General features: G+C 43.5%; 12 protein-coding genes and 1 pseudogene. 11 read left to right on the plus strand and 2 right to left on the minus strand.

From position 1 onward, the window contains the following. The first annotated feature begins 72 nt into the window (after nucleotides 1-72). Nucleotides 73-1,431, plus strand: coding sequence for an ATP-binding protein (locus HC965_RS03560; protein WP_191030159.1), 1,359 nt, complete (start codon nucleotides 73-75; stop codon nucleotides 1,429-1,431). A gap of 70 nt (nucleotides 1,432-1,501) precedes the next feature. On the opposite strand, the gene HC965_RS03565 is transcribed toward HC965_RS03560, so the two are convergent. Continuing rightward, a complete protein-coding gene (locus HC965_RS03565; RefSeq protein WP_191030160.1) occupies nucleotides 1,502-2,713 on the minus strand; it encodes an ATP-binding protein in 1,212 nt (403 codons plus the stop codon). Between the two features lie 529 nt (nucleotides 2,714-3,242). Here HC965_RS03565 and HC965_RS03570 point away from each other — a divergent pair. The 7 genes from HC965_RS03570 to HC965_RS03600 all read left to right on the plus strand — a co-directional run bounded on the left by HC965_RS03570 (nucleotide 3,243) and on the right by HC965_RS03600 (nucleotide 16,702). Then, on the plus strand, nucleotides 3,243-6,308 hold the full coding sequence (locus tag HC965_RS03570; RefSeq protein ID WP_191030161.1) for a TonB-dependent receptor: 3,066 nt from the start codon (nucleotides 3,243-3,245) through the stop codon (nucleotides 6,306-6,308). A gap of 38 nt (nucleotides 6,309-6,346) precedes the next feature. Beyond that, nucleotides 6,347-7,972, plus strand: coding sequence for a RagB/SusD family nutrient uptake outer membrane protein (locus tag HC965_RS03575; protein WP_191030162.1), 1,626 nt, complete (start codon nucleotides 6,347-6,349; stop codon nucleotides 7,970-7,972). A 34-nt stretch (nucleotides 7,973-8,006) separates the two neighbouring features. Then, nucleotides 8,007-9,572: a glycoside hydrolase gene (locus tag HC965_RS03580; RefSeq protein ID WP_191030163.1), complete on the plus strand. Its 1,566-nt coding sequence runs from the start codon at nucleotides 8,007-8,009 to the stop codon at nucleotides 9,570-9,572. A 25-nt stretch (nucleotides 9,573-9,597) separates the two neighbouring features. Beyond that, nucleotides 9,598-10,782, plus strand: a complete 1,185-nt coding sequence (locus tag HC965_RS03585; RefSeq protein ID WP_223854683.1) for a hypothetical protein — start codon at nucleotides 9,598-9,600, stop codon at nucleotides 10,780-10,782. Between the two features lie 137 nt (nucleotides 10,783-10,919). Then, the gene (locus HC965_RS03590; RefSeq protein ID WP_191030165.1) at nucleotides 10,920-12,104 is read left to right on the plus strand and encodes a glycosidase; all 1,185 of its coding nucleotides are present in this window, start codon (nucleotides 10,920-10,922) and stop codon (nucleotides 12,102-12,104) included. A 208-nt stretch (nucleotides 12,105-12,312) separates the two neighbouring features. After that, nucleotides 12,313-14,190 (plus strand): sodium:solute symporter family protein, encoded by a 1,878-nt coding sequence (locus HC965_RS03595; RefSeq protein WP_191030166.1) that lies wholly within the window; start codon nucleotides 12,313-12,315, stop codon nucleotides 14,188-14,190. A 46-nt stretch (nucleotides 14,191-14,236) separates the two neighbouring features. Then, nucleotides 14,237-16,702: a PQQ-binding-like beta-propeller repeat protein gene (locus HC965_RS03600; protein ID WP_191030167.1), complete on the plus strand. Its 2,466-nt coding sequence runs from the start codon at nucleotides 14,237-14,239 to the stop codon at nucleotides 16,700-16,702. On the opposite strand, the pseudogene HC965_RS26595 reads toward HC965_RS03600, so the two are convergent. Next, nucleotides 16,691-16,810: pseudogene (locus HC965_RS26595) on the minus strand (ORF6N domain-containing protein); the annotation flags it as partial. The gene HC965_RS03600 and the pseudogene HC965_RS26595 overlap by 12 nt on opposite strands. A gap of 84 nt (nucleotides 16,811-16,894) precedes the next feature. On the opposite strand from HC965_RS26595, the gene HC965_RS03605 reads away from it, so the two are divergent. The 3 genes from HC965_RS03605 to coaD are packed head-to-tail and all read left to right on the plus strand — an operon-like array spanning nucleotide 16,895 to nucleotide 20,373. Further along, nucleotides 16,895-18,031 (plus strand): N-acetyltransferase, encoded by a 1,137-nt coding sequence (locus tag HC965_RS03605; protein WP_191030168.1) that lies wholly within the window; start codon nucleotides 16,895-16,897, stop codon nucleotides 18,029-18,031. A 9-nt stretch (nucleotides 18,032-18,040) separates the two neighbouring features. Then, nucleotides 18,041-19,918 (plus strand): DNA topoisomerase IV subunit B, encoded by a 1,878-nt coding sequence (locus tag HC965_RS03610; protein WP_191030169.1) that lies wholly within the window; start codon nucleotides 18,041-18,043, stop codon nucleotides 19,916-19,918. Further along, the gene (gene coaD / locus HC965_RS03615) at nucleotides 19,915-20,373 is read left to right on the plus strand and encodes a pantetheine-phosphate adenylyltransferase (protein ID WP_191030170.1); all 459 of its coding nucleotides are present in this window, start codon (nucleotides 19,915-19,917) and stop codon (nucleotides 20,371-20,373) included. Before HC965_RS03610 ends, coaD begins: the two co-directional genes overlap by 4 nt. Nucleotide 20,374: the final 1 nt, after the last annotated feature.

Consider the following 20,374-nt stretch of genomic DNA (forward strand, 5'->3'; position numbering starts at 1 on the left):
GATATTAAATTTGCGTATTGCAGAATATATCATTAAATTTGCGTACTAATAAGATGATAAATAGAGAATTACATGATATTTAAACGCAAAATGTATAACAAGCTGCTTGCCTGGAAACGACAGGCGGCAGGAACCAAAGCGCTTCTGATAGAAGGCGCCCGGCGAATAGGTAAATCCACTCTTGTGGAAGAGTTCGCAAAAAATGAGTACCGGAGCTATCTTTTGATAGACTTCAACAAGGTAAGTGACTCAGTTATTTCAGCCTTTAACAATTATATGAACGATCTCGACACCTTTTTCCTGATTCTTTCTTCGGAATATGGTGTAAAACTTTACCCAAAGGAATCCATCATCATATTTGATGAGATACAACAGTTTCCGAAAGCTAGGCAAGCAATAAAGTATCTGGTTGCGGATGGGCGGTTCGACTATATTGAGACAGGCTCGCTCATTTCCATAAAAGAAAATGTACAGGATATAACCATTCCCTCAGAAGAGAGAACACAGCTTATGTACCCCATGGACTTCGAGGAGTTTGCTTGGGCAATGAATGAAGAGCCATTGATAACATATATCCGCCAATGCTTTGATAAAAAAGAACCATTGGAACAGGGGCTTCACGCCAAAGCTATGCTATTGTTCCGTCAATACATGATTGTGGGTGGTATGCCGAAAAGCCTGTCAGCATATCTGGAGAACAACCGGAGCTTCGAAATGGCCGATATGGAAAAAAGGGACATATTGACTCTGTATCGGAACGACATAATGAAGATAAAGTCAGGTTACAGGTCGAACGTATTGAGCATTTTTGACCAGATTCCTGCTTTTCTTTCTCGTTCGGAAAGACGGGTAGTGATGAATCGCATTGAAAAGGGAGCAAGCTTCCCAAAGTATCATGATACTTTCTTTTGGCTCTCCGATTCGATGATTGCCAATGAATGCTTTAATTGTTCGGACCCTAATGTGGGACTCTCGCTGAATGAAGACAGAACCTACGTGAAGTGCTATATGGGTGATACCGGACTGCTCATCAGCCATACGTTCGATGAGAATGAAATCTCTGACGGAGAACTTTACCGGGAAATCCTGTTGGGAAAACTGTCGGTAAACGAGGGGATGTTCTATGAGAACGTAATCGCGCAGATGCTTGTGGCTGCCGGACATAAGCTTTACTTCTACACACGATACAATGAAGAGAAGCACCGCAACGACATGGAAATAGATTTTATCCTGTCGAACCACAGCAAACTAAAATATAAAATTTATCCGATAGAGGTCAAATCGAATGACAAGTATACTATTCGTTCACTCATCAAGTTTAACGAAAGTTTTCATCAGCGCATAGGAGAATGTTATGTGATTCATCCGAAGAACCTGTGCGTAAAGGAAGGAATAGTGTATCTGCCTGCTTATATGACCTTCTGTTTGTAGTTGATACAAAACGCCAAGTTATCCGATTCGAAATACAGAATCATCAACTTGGCGTTTTTTTTATATTGAGTTACTTCCAGTCAAGCAGGAACTTACGAATCGGAATCTGTTTTATTCCTCGATAAGACGTACCTTCGAGTTCATCCATAGTAACCACTATTTTGGGATAATTATCCTGTATATCCAGCAAATTACCAAATTCCCGTTCATGTGTTTTTGCATCTATAACTGAATATGCCACTTGGACATACAGTTTCTCCCCATTTCGCTCTGCCACGAAATCAACCTCTTTGTCGCCATCCCTGCCGATATATAAAGTATATCCATACACCAATAAATGATGGCACACCACATTTTCCAAGACCTGCCCAATATCAGTTGCACGAAAAGGCCGGATAGCATTACGTATCCCCAAGTCTTCAAAATAATACTTCTCACCAATTTGAAATTGCTTTTTCCCCTGAATATCCATTGGACGGATTCTTCTCACAAAATAAGCATTGCTCAGATAAGTAAGATATTCTAATATTGTTTTGGGCAATAAATCCACCCGTTGTGATTTCAGATATTCGCTTATTTTATTTGCTGAAAAGAGGTTTCCTATTGTATCAGCCAAATAAACCGTCAAATCCTGTAATTGCCGTACATTCCTTATACTATACCTATTTACTACATCCTTTAATATAATTGTATTATAAATATTTCTCAGATATTCCATAACAAGGTGTTCCTCAAAAGGCAAACTGGCCAAATAAGGAAGCCCACCAAATCGATAAAAACGGCTGAATGCCTCACTGGAATCATCCAACTTATGAAATACCAAGAATTCTGCATACGTCAAACCATATACTTTGAATTCAATATACCTGCCACTCAGGAAAGTAGCCAACTCCCCTGAAAGCATGGTGGCATTACTTCCGGTACAGTAAATATCATATATATTCTCTGCAAAGAAATGCCTCAAAGCCTTCTCAAAATCTTCTATATCCTGTATCTCGTCAATAAACAGATAGCATTTATCTTCTGTATTTTTCCTTGCAGCAGACACATAATTGATTAAATCGGCATATGTTTTAACCTGGTCAAATTCAAATAATTCTTTATTGATATAAATGATGTCTGCCTTTGGAAATTCACTATGAATCTCGTCCATCAACTGAAATAGCAAATAGCTCTTTCCTACACGCCTTTGACCAACAATTACTTTTATCATCTGCGTATTGACAAAAGGTCTTATACGTTGAATATACAATTCTCTTTTATAATACTCCGGCTTCCTCATTTTATTTCTTATAAGTAATAACTAAAGCAAATATAGCTATTTTATTTCTTATACGAAACAGAAAAGAGCATTAAATAACTACCTGTCAAAACAGACTATATTTCCAATTTTAATCACACGCAAGGCTGAATAAGTGGAACAACAGAAGCAATATCTAAATTATTACCAGCAAAATAGTATCACTAATAAGATAATCATAGTATCATATTTCTTCTTTATAATACCATAATTCCTTTTCTTAATATAAGAAAAAAGATAGAATTATACAATAAATGAAAGATACAAGTAGTTTTTCCAAGGCATACATGGCTTATAAACAGCATATTTTGGTTTCACATATAAAGCACAGCCCTCTTATTAATAATTAATTACATCAAGAAAATGCAGGCAAAATTGTATCAGAAGCAGCTAAAATAATATTTGCCGTACGTAGCATTATCCTCTACATTTGCATCAGACAATTGTCAGTTGAAGTTTCCATGGATCAATGAGCAATTGAACTAGAGTTATAAATCTAATGCAATAAATTATGAGAAGAAAAATTCATTTCTTACTATTCTTATTTCTCTGCATGACCAGCATCCCATTGGCAGCTCAAGACATTGAAGTAAAAGGAGTAGTAACAGAAGCTACAACGAATGAACCTTTACCTGGAGTTACGGTCAGAGTCAAGGGCAAGGACACTGGCACAGTAACAGACGCGGATGGAAAATACGCCATCAAAGCAAGCAGAGGGAATACTTTGATATTCTCAACAATAGGTATGAAACAAATAGAAAGGGCTATTACATCCGGGGCTCCTATCAATGTCTCGATGGAAGAAGATAATATAGCTCTTGAACAAGTAGTAGTTATCGGCTATGGTACAGTAAAGAAAAGCCATCTTTCGGGAGCGGTTAGTTCGGTTAGCGCCAAAGAACTGAACGGACAGGTAGCTTCCAATGCCGCAACGGCATTACAAGGAAAGATTCCCGGCGTATCAGTAGCAAGTTCCAGTGGTGATCCTAATGGAAGCATGACAATCAACGTACGCGGTATCAGTTCATTATCCAACAACAATCCGTTGTATGTAGTTGACGGTGCTTTTGGTGACATCAGCATGGTCGACCCTAATGACATTGCCTCTATCGAGGTATTGAAAGATGCTGCCGCAGCAGCTATCTACGGTTCGCGCGCAGCAGGTGGCGTGGTATTAATCACCACAAAAAGCGGTCGTAAAGACATGCCTACCAAATTGGATGTCAATTTCTTCACAGGTATCAGCCAAGCCCCTAAAACACTGAAGGTTTTCAATGGAGAAGAATATAGCCGTTTCGCACGTTACTATCGCCTGGCAGGTGATGGCTACGGTTCGGAGAACGGAGCAACACCCTTTATTGGTGAAGGTACAGACTGGCAGGATGTAATGCTGCGTACTGCCATGACGTACAAGGCCAACGCAACTATCAGCGGCGGTTCAAAAAATGGTTCTTACAGCTCATCCGTAAGTTATCTCAATAAAGAAGGTATCTTGCGCAATACAGATCATGAGTCTTACAATATCCGTTTGAAGAGCGATTATTCTTTCCTGAACAATCGGTTGACAATAGGTGAATCCATGATTCTGAACATGACCAAAGGTAGCGGATATATTCATCAGGATACTATGTTCGATATATTCCAGTTCCCGTCGGTAGTGCCGGTATACGACTCTACAAATTCGGGCGGTTGGGGTACTTCCAACGATATAAACCTGCCTAACCCATTGGCGGAAATGACAGTGAATGACGAACGGACGGAAACAACCCGAATCTTCCTCAATGCTTATTTGCAGGCGGAAATCATCAAAGGATTAAAATATAAGTTGAATGTAGGTATCAGAAAAGAACATACCAAATACCGTAAATATACAGATGCGTATGATTTAGGTACCTTCGGTAAGAATGACAAGCCCGACTTGGAAGAGAAATCATCGACTTGGGAATCGTGGGTATTGGAGAACACGTTGAATTACGACCGTACATTCAATAAGCACAATCTGTCACTTCTTGCAGGTTACTCAGCACAGAAAGACAAGAGCCACAGCCTGTACGGTAAGAACAGCGATATGCCTCAATTTATAGAAACAATGCCGGGTAACGTGGACCCTTCCAACCTGAAAGCATCCAGCAGTCTGAATGAACTGGCATTGGTATCTCTGTTCGGACGTGTAATGTACTCCTATGACGACCGTTATTTATTCTCTGCGTCTATTCGTCGCGACGGTTCGTCACGTTTCAAGCAAGGACATCGGTACGGTGCATTCCCATCCGCTTCTGTGGGATGGAATATCAATCGCGAGAAGTTCTTTAAACCGTTGGAGAATGTATTCGACCAGTTAAAGCTACGTTTTAGCTACGGTAAACTCGGTAATCAGGAAATGACCAGCTATTATCCTACGCAGAGTGTCGTATCGGACGGAATGAACTATGTATCGAACAATGCGCCGTGGTTTGGCTCCATGCCTTATGTACAGGCTATTTCACCCGCCAATCTGACGTGGGAAAATACGGAGACTTACAACATCGGTCTGGATGTCAGCGTTCTGAACGGACAATTGACTTTCACTGCGGATGCGTACATTAAAAACACAAATGACGTATTGCTTCCTATTCCTTCGACCGCCTCTACCGGTATTAGCGGAAACTCTATTCAGAATGCAGGTCAGGTACGGAATAAAGGATTTGAGTTTGCGGTGAATTACCGTGGTTCTATCAAGGAAAAATTCACCTATTATATAGGTGCCAATATCGCTGCCGATAAGAATGAAGTAACCAAGATTACACTCGGTGGTCAGAATCTGATGATATCCGGATATAGCGCGCACGGTGCCGGTGGTCGTGGTATCAATATGTTTGCCGAAGGGCATCCGATGTCCTATTTCAACCTGATTGAAACAGACGGTTTATTCCGTTCGGCAGAGGAAATAGCCAACTACAAGAACAAAGACGGCGAACTTATCCAACCCGGAGCACAAGTCGGTGACGTACGTTACAAAGACTGGAACGGTGACGGCAAGATTAATACAGACGACCAGCATGATGTAGGAAGTCCTTTCCCCGATTTCACTTTCGGTATCAGACTGGGTGGCGAGTGGAATAACTTCGACTTCAACCTGTTCTTTGACGGAATGGTAGGCAACAAAATCTATAACTACCCACGCTACCGCCTGGAATCAGGAAACTTCAACGGAAACATGAGCACTGTATTGGCTGACTCATGGAGACCGGATAACCAGAACACCGATATTCCACGCTTCTCCAAGACAGATGGCGCGGATAACAAGTGGGCATACAGCGACAGATGGCTGGAAAACGGTTCATACATGCGTCTGAAAACACTGGATATTGGTTATACATTACCGAAAAACCTGACTAAGAAGGTAAAACTTGAAAATGTAAGAATATACACTTCTATGGAAAACCTGTTCACACTGACCAAATATTCAGGCTATACTCCCGACTTGGGTGAAAGTTCCGTTGCAGGCGTTAGTTACAACGTATTCTCGAGAGGTATCGACCAGGGACGTTATCCATTGCCCCGTACAATCTCATTCGGAATACAAGTTAACCTGTAATACCTTAAATTAATATTAAACATTAAATGTCTATAAACATGAAAAGAAATTGGTTATCATATATGTGCATGGCAGCTCTTCTCACGGGAACGCTGACATCGTGCAACGAATCCAGCTTTTTGAACCTGTCAGACCCGAATTATTTCACAGAAAGTAATTTCTGGAAAGATAAAGCAGATGCGGAAAGCGCTTTGGCTGCTGCCTATTCTCCCATAAAAGGAGCTATGTACGGGTACTTCGGCGCATTTGACGGCTGGTTGAATCTGAATGGTCGCGGGGATGATATCTACACAATCAAAGGAGAAGAGGTTCCGATGTGGAATATCGCAAACTTCCTGAATTCACCGTCTACCGGCAACGATCCTTACGGAGCACTTTATTCAGGCATCCAGCGTGCCAATATCGTATTACGCTATATCGACCAGATACCGGCATCGGGCATTACCGAAGACGACCGTTCGATGATTAAAGGCGAAGCGCTCTTTCTGCGTGGCTATCAATATTTCCTGCTGGTCAACAATTACAGGGAAGTTCCTTTGCGCCTGATACCTTCCAACGAAGATGAAACAAACAAAGGCCCTGCCAGCGAAGCTACCTTATGGGCACAAGTGGAAGAAGATTTGGGCAATGCCATCAAATGCAACTTACCGGTGGAACGTACTACTGCCAAAGAGCGGGTAACGAAAGGCGCAGCCATCGCAATGTTGGGTAAAGTATATGCCACTCAACATAAATATCCGCAAGCAAAACAGCTATTAGGAACGTTATTGACCTCTCCTTATTCTTATGAATTGATCGACGACTTCGGGAAGAACTTCACGAATGAGGAAGAATTCAACAAAGAATCCGTGTACGAAATAGCATACAGCCCTGACGGAGAATACTCCTGGAGTAATGAAAGCGGCATCTGTCTGGGTTGCTACATACCACAGTTTATCGGCCCGGTAAAATCCGGCGGATGGGCTAAACTAATGCCGAACTCTCTAATCGTAGGAGAATTTACAAAAGAAACCCGTCCGGGTGACGCGGATACTAAGTTTGACAAACGTATGTATGCCAGTCTTTTCTTCGACGCGGCCAACTATGGCGATAAAGTACCTAATGAGAAATGGTATGGCAATAATTATTCGATGGATGACCTTTGGGAAGGCAACGAAGGTAAAATGGCAGGCGGTGCTCCCAGCTTCAATGTCAGCGGAACAGCAGGTAAATTCCTGATTAAGAAAAACGTTGCATACTATGTAGACGATAAAGCGCCGGACAACATGGGTAATAAAGAAGGAAGATCAAGCAACCTACGTGTGATGCGTTTTGCAGAAGTGCTGTTGCTTTATGCAGAAGCATGTGCCAAAACAAATGACGCGGATGGCGCGAACTACGCCTTAAAACTGATTCGCAAAAGAGCGGGACTTCAGGAAAAGACTTTTGCGCAAGCTGAGTTAATGACTGAAATCGAGCATCAATGCTTATTGGAATTCTTCGCGGAAGGTCACCGTTTTGATGATCTCAAACGCTGGTATTCTGTCAGTGAAATCCAGTTGATACTCAAGGCTAACGGAAAGCAAGGTGCGGAAAACTTCCAGGAAAAACACCTGTACTATCCGATACCGACTAGCGAATTAAACAATAATACTGCGATGGTGCAAACCACTCTATGGAGATAATGCCCGGGCAAGATTAACTTAATAAAGAAACAATATGAAAAAGATATATTCATTATTATTCGTATCCTTCTTCCTATTTCTAGGATACTCCTGCGAGGACGGAAGTCTGAGTCACGGTGACGTCTACATTCCCGACCCGGTAGAAGAAACAGACGAAGACGACGGTTTCTCTGCCGAACCTACTACCGAAGCTGTCATCAAAGTACAGTTCGGAGAAGGACATGAGCATCAGATTATTGATGGCTTCGGATGTGCTTTTGCCGAATGGTCACACCGTATATGGAATCATATGCAACGTGAAGATGTAGTAAACGACCTGTTTGGTGAGAACGGTTTGAAACTGAATATCTTCCGGGGTGAGGTATTTCCACACTATCAGAATCCGACTACCAATGTTATCGACTTCGGTATTAACCGCACATTCAACCTGGCTCCGAATGACCCGTCCATGATTAATGATTATTGGAGAGACTTCAACGGCTCGGGATGCGGCGAACAGGTGCAGTTGGGACAAATGTGGCTGGTGGATATCCTTCAGAGAAAATACAAAGATGTGAAGTTCATGTTCTCTACATGGAGTCCTCCCGGAACAATGAAATCCAACGGAAAACCTTCCGGCGGTAGTCTGAAAACCGGTTCGGGAGAAGAATTCGCCGACTATCTGATAGACTTCATCAATACATATACTAATAAATTCGGTATTAAGATTTATGCCATTTCACCGTCCAATGAGCCGAACAGTAGCGGAACAGGATGGAACGGATGTAGCTGGACTTATGGTAATTTGGCCAATTTCTGCCAGGATAATCTTCGCCCGGCTTTAGACAAGGCAGGTTATCAAGATATGAAAATTATCTTCGGAGAGCACTCATGGTGGAAAGCGGGAGTTACCTTCCTTGAAAACGGTTTGAAGGCTCGCCCCGAATTAGCAAATTCCAATATCATTACTGCTGCTCACGGATATACATTAATCGGTAACACGGAATTTGTACAATCTCCGCTCTCTGCTGAAAAGAATCTTCATCTTTGGAATACTGAAACCAGTTCTACGGATACGTATGACCCCTCCTGGAAAAATGCGATGCAATGGGCTACTACTTTCCACAATTACCTGGCTGTTTCCAACCTGAATGCATTTGTATGGTGGGCAGGCGCACGTCCTTGTACCAATAACGAATCACTTATCAGACTGGAAGAAGCACTGCCCGGAACAAACTATGAAAGAGCCGCCCGCTATTACAGCTACGGACAGTTCACCAAGTTTATCCCGGAAGGAAGCCGCCGCGTGGACGTAAAAACAATTGCTCCTGAGAATGACGAGGAAGCTTTCCCTAAGGAACTGCTAATGACGGCTTACGTGAAAGACGACGGTACCTACACCATCGTATTAGTAAACAACTCTACCAGCAAGGCTTTCGAAACGAAACTGGAGATTGAAGGAAAAGAATTCCAGACGATGATTGCCTATACATCGGACGAAGGCGTGAAATGGCAACGCAAGAAAATAAATCCGTCTCTTAGCGGACTGCGTGCTATCACCGTTCCTAAGTATAGCGTTGTTACCATCACCGGTAAAATGAAAGATATTGAAGCAGAATAAATGTTTTAAATAAACAATGAATTGTATGAAAAGAAATCTATTATATTTAGCAGGATTCCTGCTTGCAGCCACTACTATTTTCACCGGCTGTAATGATGACGATCCTTCCTATCATGAACTGGTGCCGAATACACAGGAGTTGATTATCAACTTCGATGAGACATCGGAAGGAACGATTCAGATGCTCCAGGGAAATGGAAATTATAAGATAGCCAGCTCGAATGAAGAGGTGGTAACGGCCGTTGCCGAAGGAAACGCGATTAAAGTAACTGCGTTGAAAGCCGGTAGCGCCAATCTGACCATCACCGACTGGGCGAAAATGAGCACCAGTGTAAAAGTAATCGTTGACCAGTTAAGTGAATTGGTATTAGCGGTTTCTACCACCAAGATGTATCCGAACGAAAGCAAAGCAATTCAGATACATACGGGAAACAGAGGATACAAAGTAACTGTCGATAAAGAATCGGTTGCCAAAGCTACGGTGAACGAGGAAGGACGTATCCAGGTAGAATCACTGTCGCCGGGTACTGCAACGGTTACCGTTACCGACAGGTTGAATAAGAGTACGGAACTTTCCGTAAAGGTTATCAAGCAGTTGCTAATCGATAATAGTGAAGGAATACCGTATCTGACTATCGGTGAACCCGTAACTATTAAAATCCTGGATGGCAACGGAGGATATGCCTGTGTCAACAATGGTTCTGCTACCTATCTGAAATGCGAAATGGCTGAGAATGGAACGGAGGCAATCGTCGAAGGAATCAAAAGATACCGTTTCAACAAGACAATAACTATCAGTGACCAGGAAGGAGAATCAATCGATCTTCTTGTATCTTACGTGGATGATCCTTATTTGGTAAACCCTTCTTATCGTAGCTTTATAGCAAGTTCAGCCACTTATCAAAGCTTAGGCACTTCGACGGTGGGTTCAGTTACTCACGCGAAAGAGTTTAATATGTCCGAACTGGTTCTAAAAGGAACGGGAACCTATGCCAGCGGTTTCGCTATCCAATTCACCGGTGACTTGACAGTAGGCGATAAGAGTAATGCTATATTATATAAGGTGGCAAGAAACGCAATAGACATGACCGTGAAATATCCGGTAGAGGAATGTCGTATTGATAAAGTTGAAGACGGCTGGTATTGGGTTAGCTTTGTAGAACCAAGCGGCGTGGCTCGTTCTTATATGATAACCAAAGATAATTTGTAAACTTGACACATGTATTTTGAAAGTACCCCCATACTTTTGAAGTAACAAACATAAAAAGAGATTGTTCCCGCAACACAGTATATCCTTTGTATCTGTCTGTATGGTAGTCAGTCTCTTTTTATTAATTTTGAATAGATATGAATAGATATGATAACAGGTTACGTGTTCTTACTGAAGAATTCGAAACACTCCTCTCCCGTGAAAATGAAAAGATACTGCCAGGCAACGGAATATTCGAACGTTACAAATATCCCATACTAACGGCTGCCCACACTCCAATGGAATGGAGATATGACTTTAATCCCGAAACGAATCCGTTTTTTATGGAACGTTTTGGTATTAATGCCGTATTCAATGCGGGAGCTATCAAGTTCAATGGGAGATACCTTGTGATGGGACGGGTAGAAGGATATGACCGCAAATCATTCTTCGCCATCGCCGAAAGCCCCAACGGTATTGACAACTTTCGCTTTTGGGAGTATCCGGTTCAACTGCCGGACTTATATCCTGAAGAAACGAATGTGTACGATATGCGACTGACGGCTCATGAAGACGGTTGGATATATGGTATTTTCTGTAGTGAAAGTCTTGACCCCGATGCAGCACCGGGAGATTTATCTTCTGCTGTCGCCAAAGCAGGTATCATACGTACCAAAGACCTGAAGAGCTGGGAACGCTTGCCGAATCTGATTTCTAAAAGCCAGCAACGTAATGTCGTTTTGCACCCGGAATTTGTAAATGGTAAGTATGCCTTATACACCCGTCCGCAGGATAATTTCATCAACGCCGGCAACGGTGGCGGTATCGGCTGGGCACTGGTAGACGATATTACCCATGCGGAAGTGAAAGAAGAAACGATTATAAATCATCGGCATTATCACACCATCAAAGAGGTGAAGAACGGTGAAGGGCCTCATCCTATCAAAACCTCTAAAGGATGGCTGCACCTGGCTCACGGAGTTCGTGCGTGTGCCGCCGGTCTGCGTTATGTCCTGTATCTATACATGACATCGCTGGAAGACCCGACAAAGAGCATTGCCGAACCGGGTGGTTTCTTACTGGCACCTGTGGGAGAAGAAAGAATCGGAGATGTATCCAATGTACTTTTCTCCAACGGGTGGATTGCAGACGAGGACGGAACCGTATATATCTACTATGCTTCTTCCGATACCCGTATGCACGTGGCAACCTCGACCATCGACCGATTGGTAGATTATTGCCTTCATACGCCGGCAGACGGATTGCGTTCCGCTGCTTCTGTGGAAAGCATCTGCAAGCTCGTAGAGACAAATAAGCTTGTCATGACAGAGCAATATGTTTAAAACCCTAAAGCGCAAAGCTATCCGATTCGCTATGTAACCGGCAGCTTTGCGCTTTTCTTTTTCCTCAAAAGAGCCAATCTCCAATTCTGAAACCAGAGATAACAATATAGTATCAGAATGAGCTAAAATAATATTTGTTTCCTTACCACTTTCCCCCTACCTTTGCAACATAGATCATAAAACATATAAATCGATTCAAAACTATCATATGAAATTACACACTACCGACCTTCTTATCATATGCGCCTATCTTATCGCTATGATTGTCATCGGACTTATTCTGAAAAAACGGGCTGCCCAAAATATGGATTCCTATTTTCTAGGCGGAAAGTCATTACCTTTCTATATGTTGGGATTGTCCAACGCTTCCGGAATGTTCGATATTACAGGCACTATGTTAATGGTGTATTGGGCATTTGCCTACGGATTCAAGAGTCTTTGGATTCCCTGGTTATGGCCGGTATTCAATCAGATATTTCTAATGGTTTACCTGTCCGTGTGGTTACGTCGTTCTAACGTGCTCACCGGTGCGGAATGGATTAAGACGCGTTTCGGGAAAGGTAAAGGTTCAACTCTTTCACATACGATTGTTATTGTATTCGCATTATTGAGCGTACTCGGTTTTTTAAGTTATGGATTCATAGGTATTGGTAAATTTATGGAGATATTCATCCCCTGGGATGTAGTATCTCCTTATATTCCTTTCAATGTTCCCGTAGAATACGTTCCTCATGTATATGGTATTTTCTTTACCGCAATCGCTACTTTTTATGTGATGCTCGGCGGAATGTTGAGTATTGTATGGACGGATGTCGTTCAGTTTTTGATTATGACGGTAGCGGGTGTCGTTATCGTTGTTATCGGTATGCAGATGGTGGCACCGGACATGATTCATTCATTCGTGCCTGCCGGATGGGATTCTCCCTTCTTCGGATGGACCCTCGATGTAGACTGGAGCGGCCGGATGAATCTCCTCACAGAGAGGATGGCGAATGAGCCTTACAGCCTGATAAGTATTTTCGTCATGATGGCTTTGCTGAAAGGTATCTTTATGAGTATGGCGGGCCCTGCCCCCAACTATGATATGCAGAAGATTCTGTCTTGTAAATCCCCTAAAGAGGCGGCTATGATGAGCGGTTCCGTATCAGTGGTATTATTAATCCCCCGTTACCTGATGATTATGGGATTTGCGTTGCTGGCTATCTATTTCTTCAAAGAAGATGGCGGACTGGCACAGATGGAAGTCACACGGACTGATTTCGAGACTATCCTTCCGCACTTAATCACACGTTACGTTCCGGCGGGATTGGCCGGGTTGCTATTGGCCGGACTGTTGGCAGCTTTCATGTCTACTTTCGCTTCTACGGTGAATGCAGCCCCTGCCTATATCGTGAATGATATTTATCTGAAATATATCAACCCGAAAGCGAGTGTAAAAACACAGATACGCAGCAGTTATGTTATCTCTGTCGCCGTAGTAGTGGTCAGCACTGTCATCGGATTCTTCCTGAAAGATATCAATGAAATCTTCCAATGGATTGTAGGTGCACTCTTCGGTGGATACATCGCAGCCAACGTACTGAAATGGCATTGGTGGCGTTTCAACGGTGAAGGATATTTCTGGGGAATGACTGCCGGAGTACTGGCCGCAATCGTGATGAAATTCACCGTTCCCGATGCATGGGTGCTCTATTTCTTCCCGGTATTGTTCGGCGTTTCCCTGATAGGATGTATTGCCGGAACATACAGCGCACCTCCGACAGACGACGAAACACTTATCAATTTCTATACCCGTGTACGTCCCTGGGGATGGTGGAAGCCGATTGAAGAAAAAGCTCTGGCACGTTACCCCCATATCCAGCCAAATAAGAACTTCAAGAGAGATGCTTTCAACGTGGCAATCGGTATCGTTTGGCAATGCAGTCTTACCATTATTCCGATGTATCTAGTTGTCCGCGAGCAATTGGGACTTTGGAGTTCTATCGCCCTATTGCTGGTTACTACACTGATATTAAGAAAGACGTGGTACAAGCCTTTGTGCAAAGAAGAAGTTCGTTATAACGAAGAAATGAAACAACTGAAATAAGAAAAGGAATAATTAGCTTAACACACTAAAAACCGGAGAACTGACCATGAAAAGACTATCTGTTATACTAATCTCATTTTTACTATATCTGCCACTATGCGCTCAATTTAAAGGAACAGTCTATGTCGACATCGACCAATCGGGCATATTTGATAAAGGCGACCAACCACTAGCGGGAGTTATGGTAACAGATGGACTGAATGTAGTAAGGACAGATAAGAAAGGTCGGTTCTCTTTACCCGGATTCGAAAAGACGCGATTTATCACTATCACCACTCCCGCCGGATACGAAACGAAACAGTTCTATCTATCTACCAAAGAAAACAGGAAAAGTTATGATTTTCTGCTGACTGAAAGCGAACGGACTAAATCAAAGGAGCACTCTTTCGTTCAAATCACCGACACCGAAGTGACCGGTGGAATGGGGCGTTGGGTGACTGACCTGAAACATTATATCGGCAACGAAAAACCCGCTTTCCTGATTCATACCGGAGACATCTGCTACGAACCGGGATTGAAAATGCACGCCGAAGTGGTAAATTCGCAAACGATGGAGTGTCCTGTCTACTATTGCATAGGCAATCATGACCTCGTAAAAGGCAACTACGGGGAAGAACTTTATGAAACCATCTACGGCCCGACATGGTATTCATTCGACATCGGCAATGTCCATTACGTAGTCACCCCCATTGACCACGGAGACAACCCGACCGATTATACTTTAAAGAACGTATATAACTGGCTGAAAAACGACCTCGCCTTAATGAAAAAGGATCAGGCATTGATTCTTTTCAACCATGACCTGTTTACCGCAAGTGATACTTTCGTATTCAAAGCTGACAATGAACATATACTCGACCTGCGTGCTTTCAATACAAAAGCACAGATATACGGGCATATGCACTACAATTATGTACGCAATCAGAACGGGATTTACACCATCTGCACCGGAACACTGGATAAAGGTGGTATTGACCACTCCCCTTCTTCTTTCCGTGATATTAAGGTAGATGCGGATAATAATATCAGTACTGAACTGAGATATGCTTTTGTCGAACCGCAAGTCACCATCGTTTCTCCAATGCAACAACAGAAAGCAGTAATCAGCCCTGAAGGGCAACTTTCCATTTCTGTAAACGCGTACAATTCACAAGCAAAAACAAAACAAGTTTCATATACATTGAGCATTGCAGGGAATAACCAGGAGATAGCCAAAGGTACTCTTCTACCGCTCACCGACTGGAACTGGGCTACAAACATCACACTCCCGGCCGGCAACAAAGGAAAAGAGCTGAAACTGACAGTTACTTCCTGTTTTAACGACGGCAGGAAAGCAGTGGATTCCAACCTATTCATTTATGAAGAAGGCATCCGACCGTCCGTCGCTCCCGGCGAAAACTGGAATACCCTACTTCAAAATGCAGCCCATACAGGCGGAATCAATCAGTCCACTATCCATCTTCCCCTTCAACTGGCATGGACAGCTAATGCCGGAAGTAATATCTTCATGGCTTCTCCCCTTATCGCAGAAGGGAAAGTGTTTGTAGCTACCACGGATGATAATGTTTCACTAAACACATATGTATGCGCTTTTGACCTCAATTCGGGAAAACCAGTATGGAAATACCGTACAGAGAACTCTATAAAGAATACAATCGCCTACGAGGATGGAATTGTCGTAGCACAGGATGCTGCCTACCACCTATACGCCCTCGATGCTAAAACAGGCAAATTGCTTTGGAAGCAACTTATTAATTTGAAAGGCTATCCATATCTCGCAGAAGGGCTGACCGCAAGTAACGGAGTAGTCTATGCCGGAATTGGCGTAGGTCTGTCTGCTTACGACCTGAAAACCGGACGCACTATATGGACAAACAAGGATTGGAGACAACGCGAAGGCTCCACTACTACCTTGACCGTTGCCGACAATGTATTAATCAGTGGTACACAATGGGGTGGACTCTATGGAAATGACCTAAAAACCGGCAAACAACTCTGGAAACTCTCTGATAACGGACTTGGCAACCGGGGCGCTTCTCCAGTCTATAAAGATGGAAAGCTATGGATTATATCTTCTAAAAGCCTGTTTCTGATAGAACCCCAAAGCGGAAAAGTAATTGAGCAAAAAGAATTATCCGCAAATCTTGATGTAACTTCCACTCCGCTCGTCACTGAGAATGAAATCATCTTCGGCAGCGCAGACCGTGGAATCACCGCACTGGATAAATCTACGCTTTTCATCAAATGGAAAGCGGAAACAAAGCCTTCTCTTGTGTACACCGCCCCTTACTCTACTACTCCGCAAGCCAGTGTAGAAACCAGCCCCGTTGCTTCGCTAGGAGTTGTCTATATCGGAGCTTCCGACGGTTATCTATACGCTATCGACGAAACGACGGGTATTATCAAGGACAGGATACACTTCGGAGCACCTGTATTCTCAACGGTTGCCGTATCGGGAAACTGTATGATTGTTTGCGACTTCGCAGGTAATGTCTATTGTTTTGGAATGTAGAATTGAAAACATAGCCACTCCCTGTTCCGTAAAAGCAAATGGGGAGTAAGCACCAAAATTATATTGGGGTGTCCTAATTTGGGATACCCTATTGAATAACATCAAATTCCCTACCTACACAGTTTTTACCACCCTACGCGTTGTAATTTGAAGATTATCACGTATCTTTGCCCTCAATCATAAATACGAGATATGGCTATTACAATCAAGAAAGTCACCACAAAGAGCGAGCTTAAGAAATTTATCCGTTTCAATTACAGGATGTATAAGGACAATCCTTATTCCGTGCCCGACCTCTACGACGATATGCTCAATACGTTCAATAAAAAGAAAAATGCGGCATTCGAGTTCTGTGAAGCAGATTATTTCCTGGCATACCAAGACGATAAAATCGTAGGACGTGTAGCCGCTATTATCAATAATCGTGCCAATGAAAAATGGGACAGCAAGAACGTTCGTTTCGGATGGATAGATTTCATTGACGACCCCGAAGTTTCCGCCGCACTCATCAAGACAGTGGAAGACTGGGGAAAAGAACGAGGCATGACGCGTATCGCCGGCCCTCTCGGGTTTACCGATTTCGACGCGGAAGGTATGCTGATTGAAGGATTCGACCAACTCAGCACCATGGCTACCATCTACAACCATCCCTACTACCCTGTACATATGGAGAAACTGGGTTTTGAGAAAGATGCCGACTGGGTGGAATACCAAATCTATATTCCCGATGCCATCCCCGACAAGCACAAACGTATCTCTGAACTGATTCAACGGAAATATAATCTCAAAGTAAAGAAATATACCTCGGGAAGCAAACTGGCCAAAGACTACGGACAAAAGATATTTGAACTGATGAATGAGGCCTACAGCCCTCTTTACGGTTATTCGCCACTATCCCAAAGACAGATTGACCAATACGTAAAAATGTACCTGCCTATTCTTGACTTGCGTATGGTGACACTTATCACCGATGCCAATGATGAACTGGTCTGCGTGGGTATCTCCATGCCTTCACTGGCCGAAGCCCTGCAAAAGTCTCACGGACGTCTGCTACCTCTCGGATGGTTCTATCTGCTGAAAGCATTATTCATGAAACGTCGTGCCAAAATGCTTGATTTACTACTTGTTGCAGTAAAGCCGGAATATCAGAACAAAGGTGTTAACGCTTTGTTATTTTCCGATTTAATTCCAGTTTATCAAAAATTAGGTTTTATATTTGCAGAAAGCAACCCCGAGCTCGAACTGAACGGAAAGGTTCAGGCTCAATGGGATTACTTTGAGACTAAGCAACATAAGCGCCGCCGTGCGTTCATCAAAGAGATAAAATAAAAAACAGCTATGGAAGAGAACGAATTGATACCTGTAGACAACAACAATGCAGTAGAGTACACTGACGACAACATCCGCCACTTGAGCGACATGGAACATGTCCGCACACGCCCCGGTATGTATATCGGCAGGCTGGGCGACGGTGCGCATGCCGAAGACGGAATCTATGTCCTGCTGAAAGAAGTTACCGACAACAGTATTGACGAGTTCAAAATGCAAGCCGGTAAGAAAATCGAAATTACCGTTGAAGAAAACCTTCGTGTCAGCGTTCGCGACTACGGACGAGGCATTCCGCAAGGAAAGCTGATTGAAGCGGTCAGCATGCTGAATACAGGTGGTAAGTACGACAGTAAAGCATTTAAGAAGAGTGTCGGACTGAACGGTGTCGGTGTGAAAGCCGTCAACGCATTGAGCTCCCGTTTCGAGGTACGCAGTTACCGCGACGGCAAAGTACGTATCGCCACCTTCTCCAAAGGAAACCTGCTGACGGACGAAACGCGGGACACCGAAGAAGAAAACGGAACCTATATCTTCTTCGAGCCGGACAACACATTATTCCTGAACTATTGCTTCAAGCCCGAATTTATTGAGACGATGCTACGTAACTACACGTACCTCAATACCGGACTTGCCATTATCTATAACGGTCATCGCATCCTGTCGCGCAACGGTCTTGTAGACCTCCTGAACGACAACATGACGGCAACCGGACTTTATCCGATTATCCATCTGAAAGGCGAAGACATCGAGATAGCCTTCACCCATACCGGACAATACGGAGAAGAATATTACTCTTTCGTCAACGGCCAGCACACCACGCAGGGCGGTACGCACCAAAGTGCTTTCAAGGAACACATCGCCCGCACTATCAAGGAATTCTTCAACAAGAACATGGACTACACCGACATCCGTAACGGATTGGTTGCCGCTATCGCCGTCAATGTAGAAGAACCTATCTTCGAAAGTCAGACCAAGACCAAACTGGGTTCTACCAATATGGTTCCCGGCGGCGTGACGGTCAATAAATACGTAGGTGACTTCATCAAACTGGAAGTGGACAACTTCCTGCACAAGCATGCGGATATAGCCGAAGCTATCCAGCAAAAAATACAAGAATCGGAAAAGGAACGTAAAGCCATCGCTGGCGTAACGAAACTTGCCCGTGAACGTGCCAAGAAAGCAAATCTGCACAACCGTAAGTTGCGCGACTGCCGCGTCCACCTCAACGACCCAAAAGGCAAAGGACTGGAAGAAGACTCCTGCATCTTTATCACCGAGGGTGACTCTGCAAGTGGTTCCATCACCAAAAGCCGTGATGTCAACACACAGGCAGTATTCAGTCTCCGCGGTAAACCGCTGAACTCTTTCGGCCTGACAAAGAAAGTGGTTTATGAAAACGAAGAATTCAACCTGCTTCAAGCAGCCTTGAATATAGAAGACGGCATAGAAGGACTGCGCTACAACAAGGTCATCGTAGCAACCGATGCCGATGTGGACGGTATGCACATCCGCCTGTTGCTGATTACCTTCTTCCTGCAATTCTTCCCTGACCTAATCAAGAAGGGGCATGTATATATCCTGCAAACTCCCTTGTTCCGTGTACGCAATAAGAAAAAAACAATTTATTGCTACAGCGACGAAGAGCGTGTCAACGCAATCAACGAATTAAGCCCGAATCCTGAAATCACCCGATTCAAAGGATTGGGAGAAATTTCACCGGACGAGTTTAAACACTTTATCGGCAAAGACATGCGCCTGGAACAAGTATCATTGCGCAAGACGGACGCAGTAAAAGAACTACTTGAATTCTACATGGGTAAGAATACCATGGAACGACAGAACTTTATTATAGACAACTTGGTTATAGAAGAAGACTTGGCATCATGAGAAAAGCAATATTCCCGGGTACTTTCGACCCCTTCACCATCGGACATTATTCGGTAGTGGAACGCGCACTTACCTTTATGGATGAAATTGTGATAGGAATCGGTATCAACGAGAATAAGAATACATATTTCCCCATCGAGAAAAGGGAAGAAATGATTCGGGAACTTTACAAGGACGAACCTCGTATCCAAGTGATGTCTTACGACTCTCTGACGATTGATTTTGCACAGGAAGTAGATGCCAAGTTCATTATCCGCGGCATCCGTACCGTGAAAGATTTTGAGTACGAAGAGACGATTGCCGACATCAACCGTAAACTGGCAGGCATCGAAACGATCCTGCTCTTCACAGAACCGGAACTGACTTGCGTCAGCTCTACAATCGTACGCGAGTTATTGACCTATAATAAAGATATCAGCCAGTTTATTCCCAAAGGAATGAAGATGAGTGAATAAA

The organism is Bacteroides sp. GM023 (assembly GCF_014750685.1).
GTDB lineage: Bacteria > Bacteroidota > Bacteroidia > Bacteroidales > Bacteroidaceae > Bacteroides.

Bases quoted from the DNA above. Each gene is read 5' to 3' on its own strand.
- HC965_RS03560 (WP_191030159.1), top strand. From the start codon at position 73: ATGATATTTAAACGCAAAATGTATAACAAGCTGCTTGCCTGGAAACGA.
- HC965_RS03565 (WP_191030160.1), bottom strand. From the start codon at position 2,713: ATGAGGAAGCCGGAGTATTATAAAAGAGAATTGTATATTCAACGTATA.
- HC965_RS03570 (WP_191030161.1), top strand. From the start codon at position 3,243: ATGAGAAGAAAAATTCATTTCTTACTATTCTTATTTCTCTGCATGACC.
- HC965_RS03575 (WP_191030162.1), top strand. From the start codon at position 6,347: ATGAAAAGAAATTGGTTATCATATATGTGCATGGCAGCTCTTCTCACG.
- HC965_RS03580 (WP_191030163.1), top strand. From the start codon at position 8,007: ATGAAAAAGATATATTCATTATTATTCGTATCCTTCTTCCTATTTCTA.
- HC965_RS03585 (WP_223854683.1), top strand. From the start codon at position 9,598: ATGAAAAGAAATCTATTATATTTAGCAGGATTCCTGCTTGCAGCCACT.
- HC965_RS03590 (WP_191030165.1), top strand. From the start codon at position 10,920: ATGAATAGATATGATAACAGGTTACGTGTTCTTACTGAAGAATTCGAA.
- HC965_RS03595 (WP_191030166.1), top strand. From the start codon at position 12,313: ATGAAATTACACACTACCGACCTTCTTATCATATGCGCCTATCTTATC.
- HC965_RS03600 (WP_191030167.1), top strand. From the start codon at position 14,237: ATGAAAAGACTATCTGTTATACTAATCTCATTTTTACTATATCTGCCA.
- HC965_RS03605 (WP_191030168.1), top strand. From the start codon at position 16,895: ATGGCTATTACAATCAAGAAAGTCACCACAAAGAGCGAGCTTAAGAAA.
- HC965_RS03610 (WP_191030169.1), top strand. From the start codon at position 18,041: ATGGAAGAGAACGAATTGATACCTGTAGACAACAACAATGCAGTAGAG.
- coaD (WP_191030170.1), top strand. From the start codon at position 19,915: ATGAGAAAAGCAATATTCCCGGGTACTTTCGACCCCTTCACCATCGGA.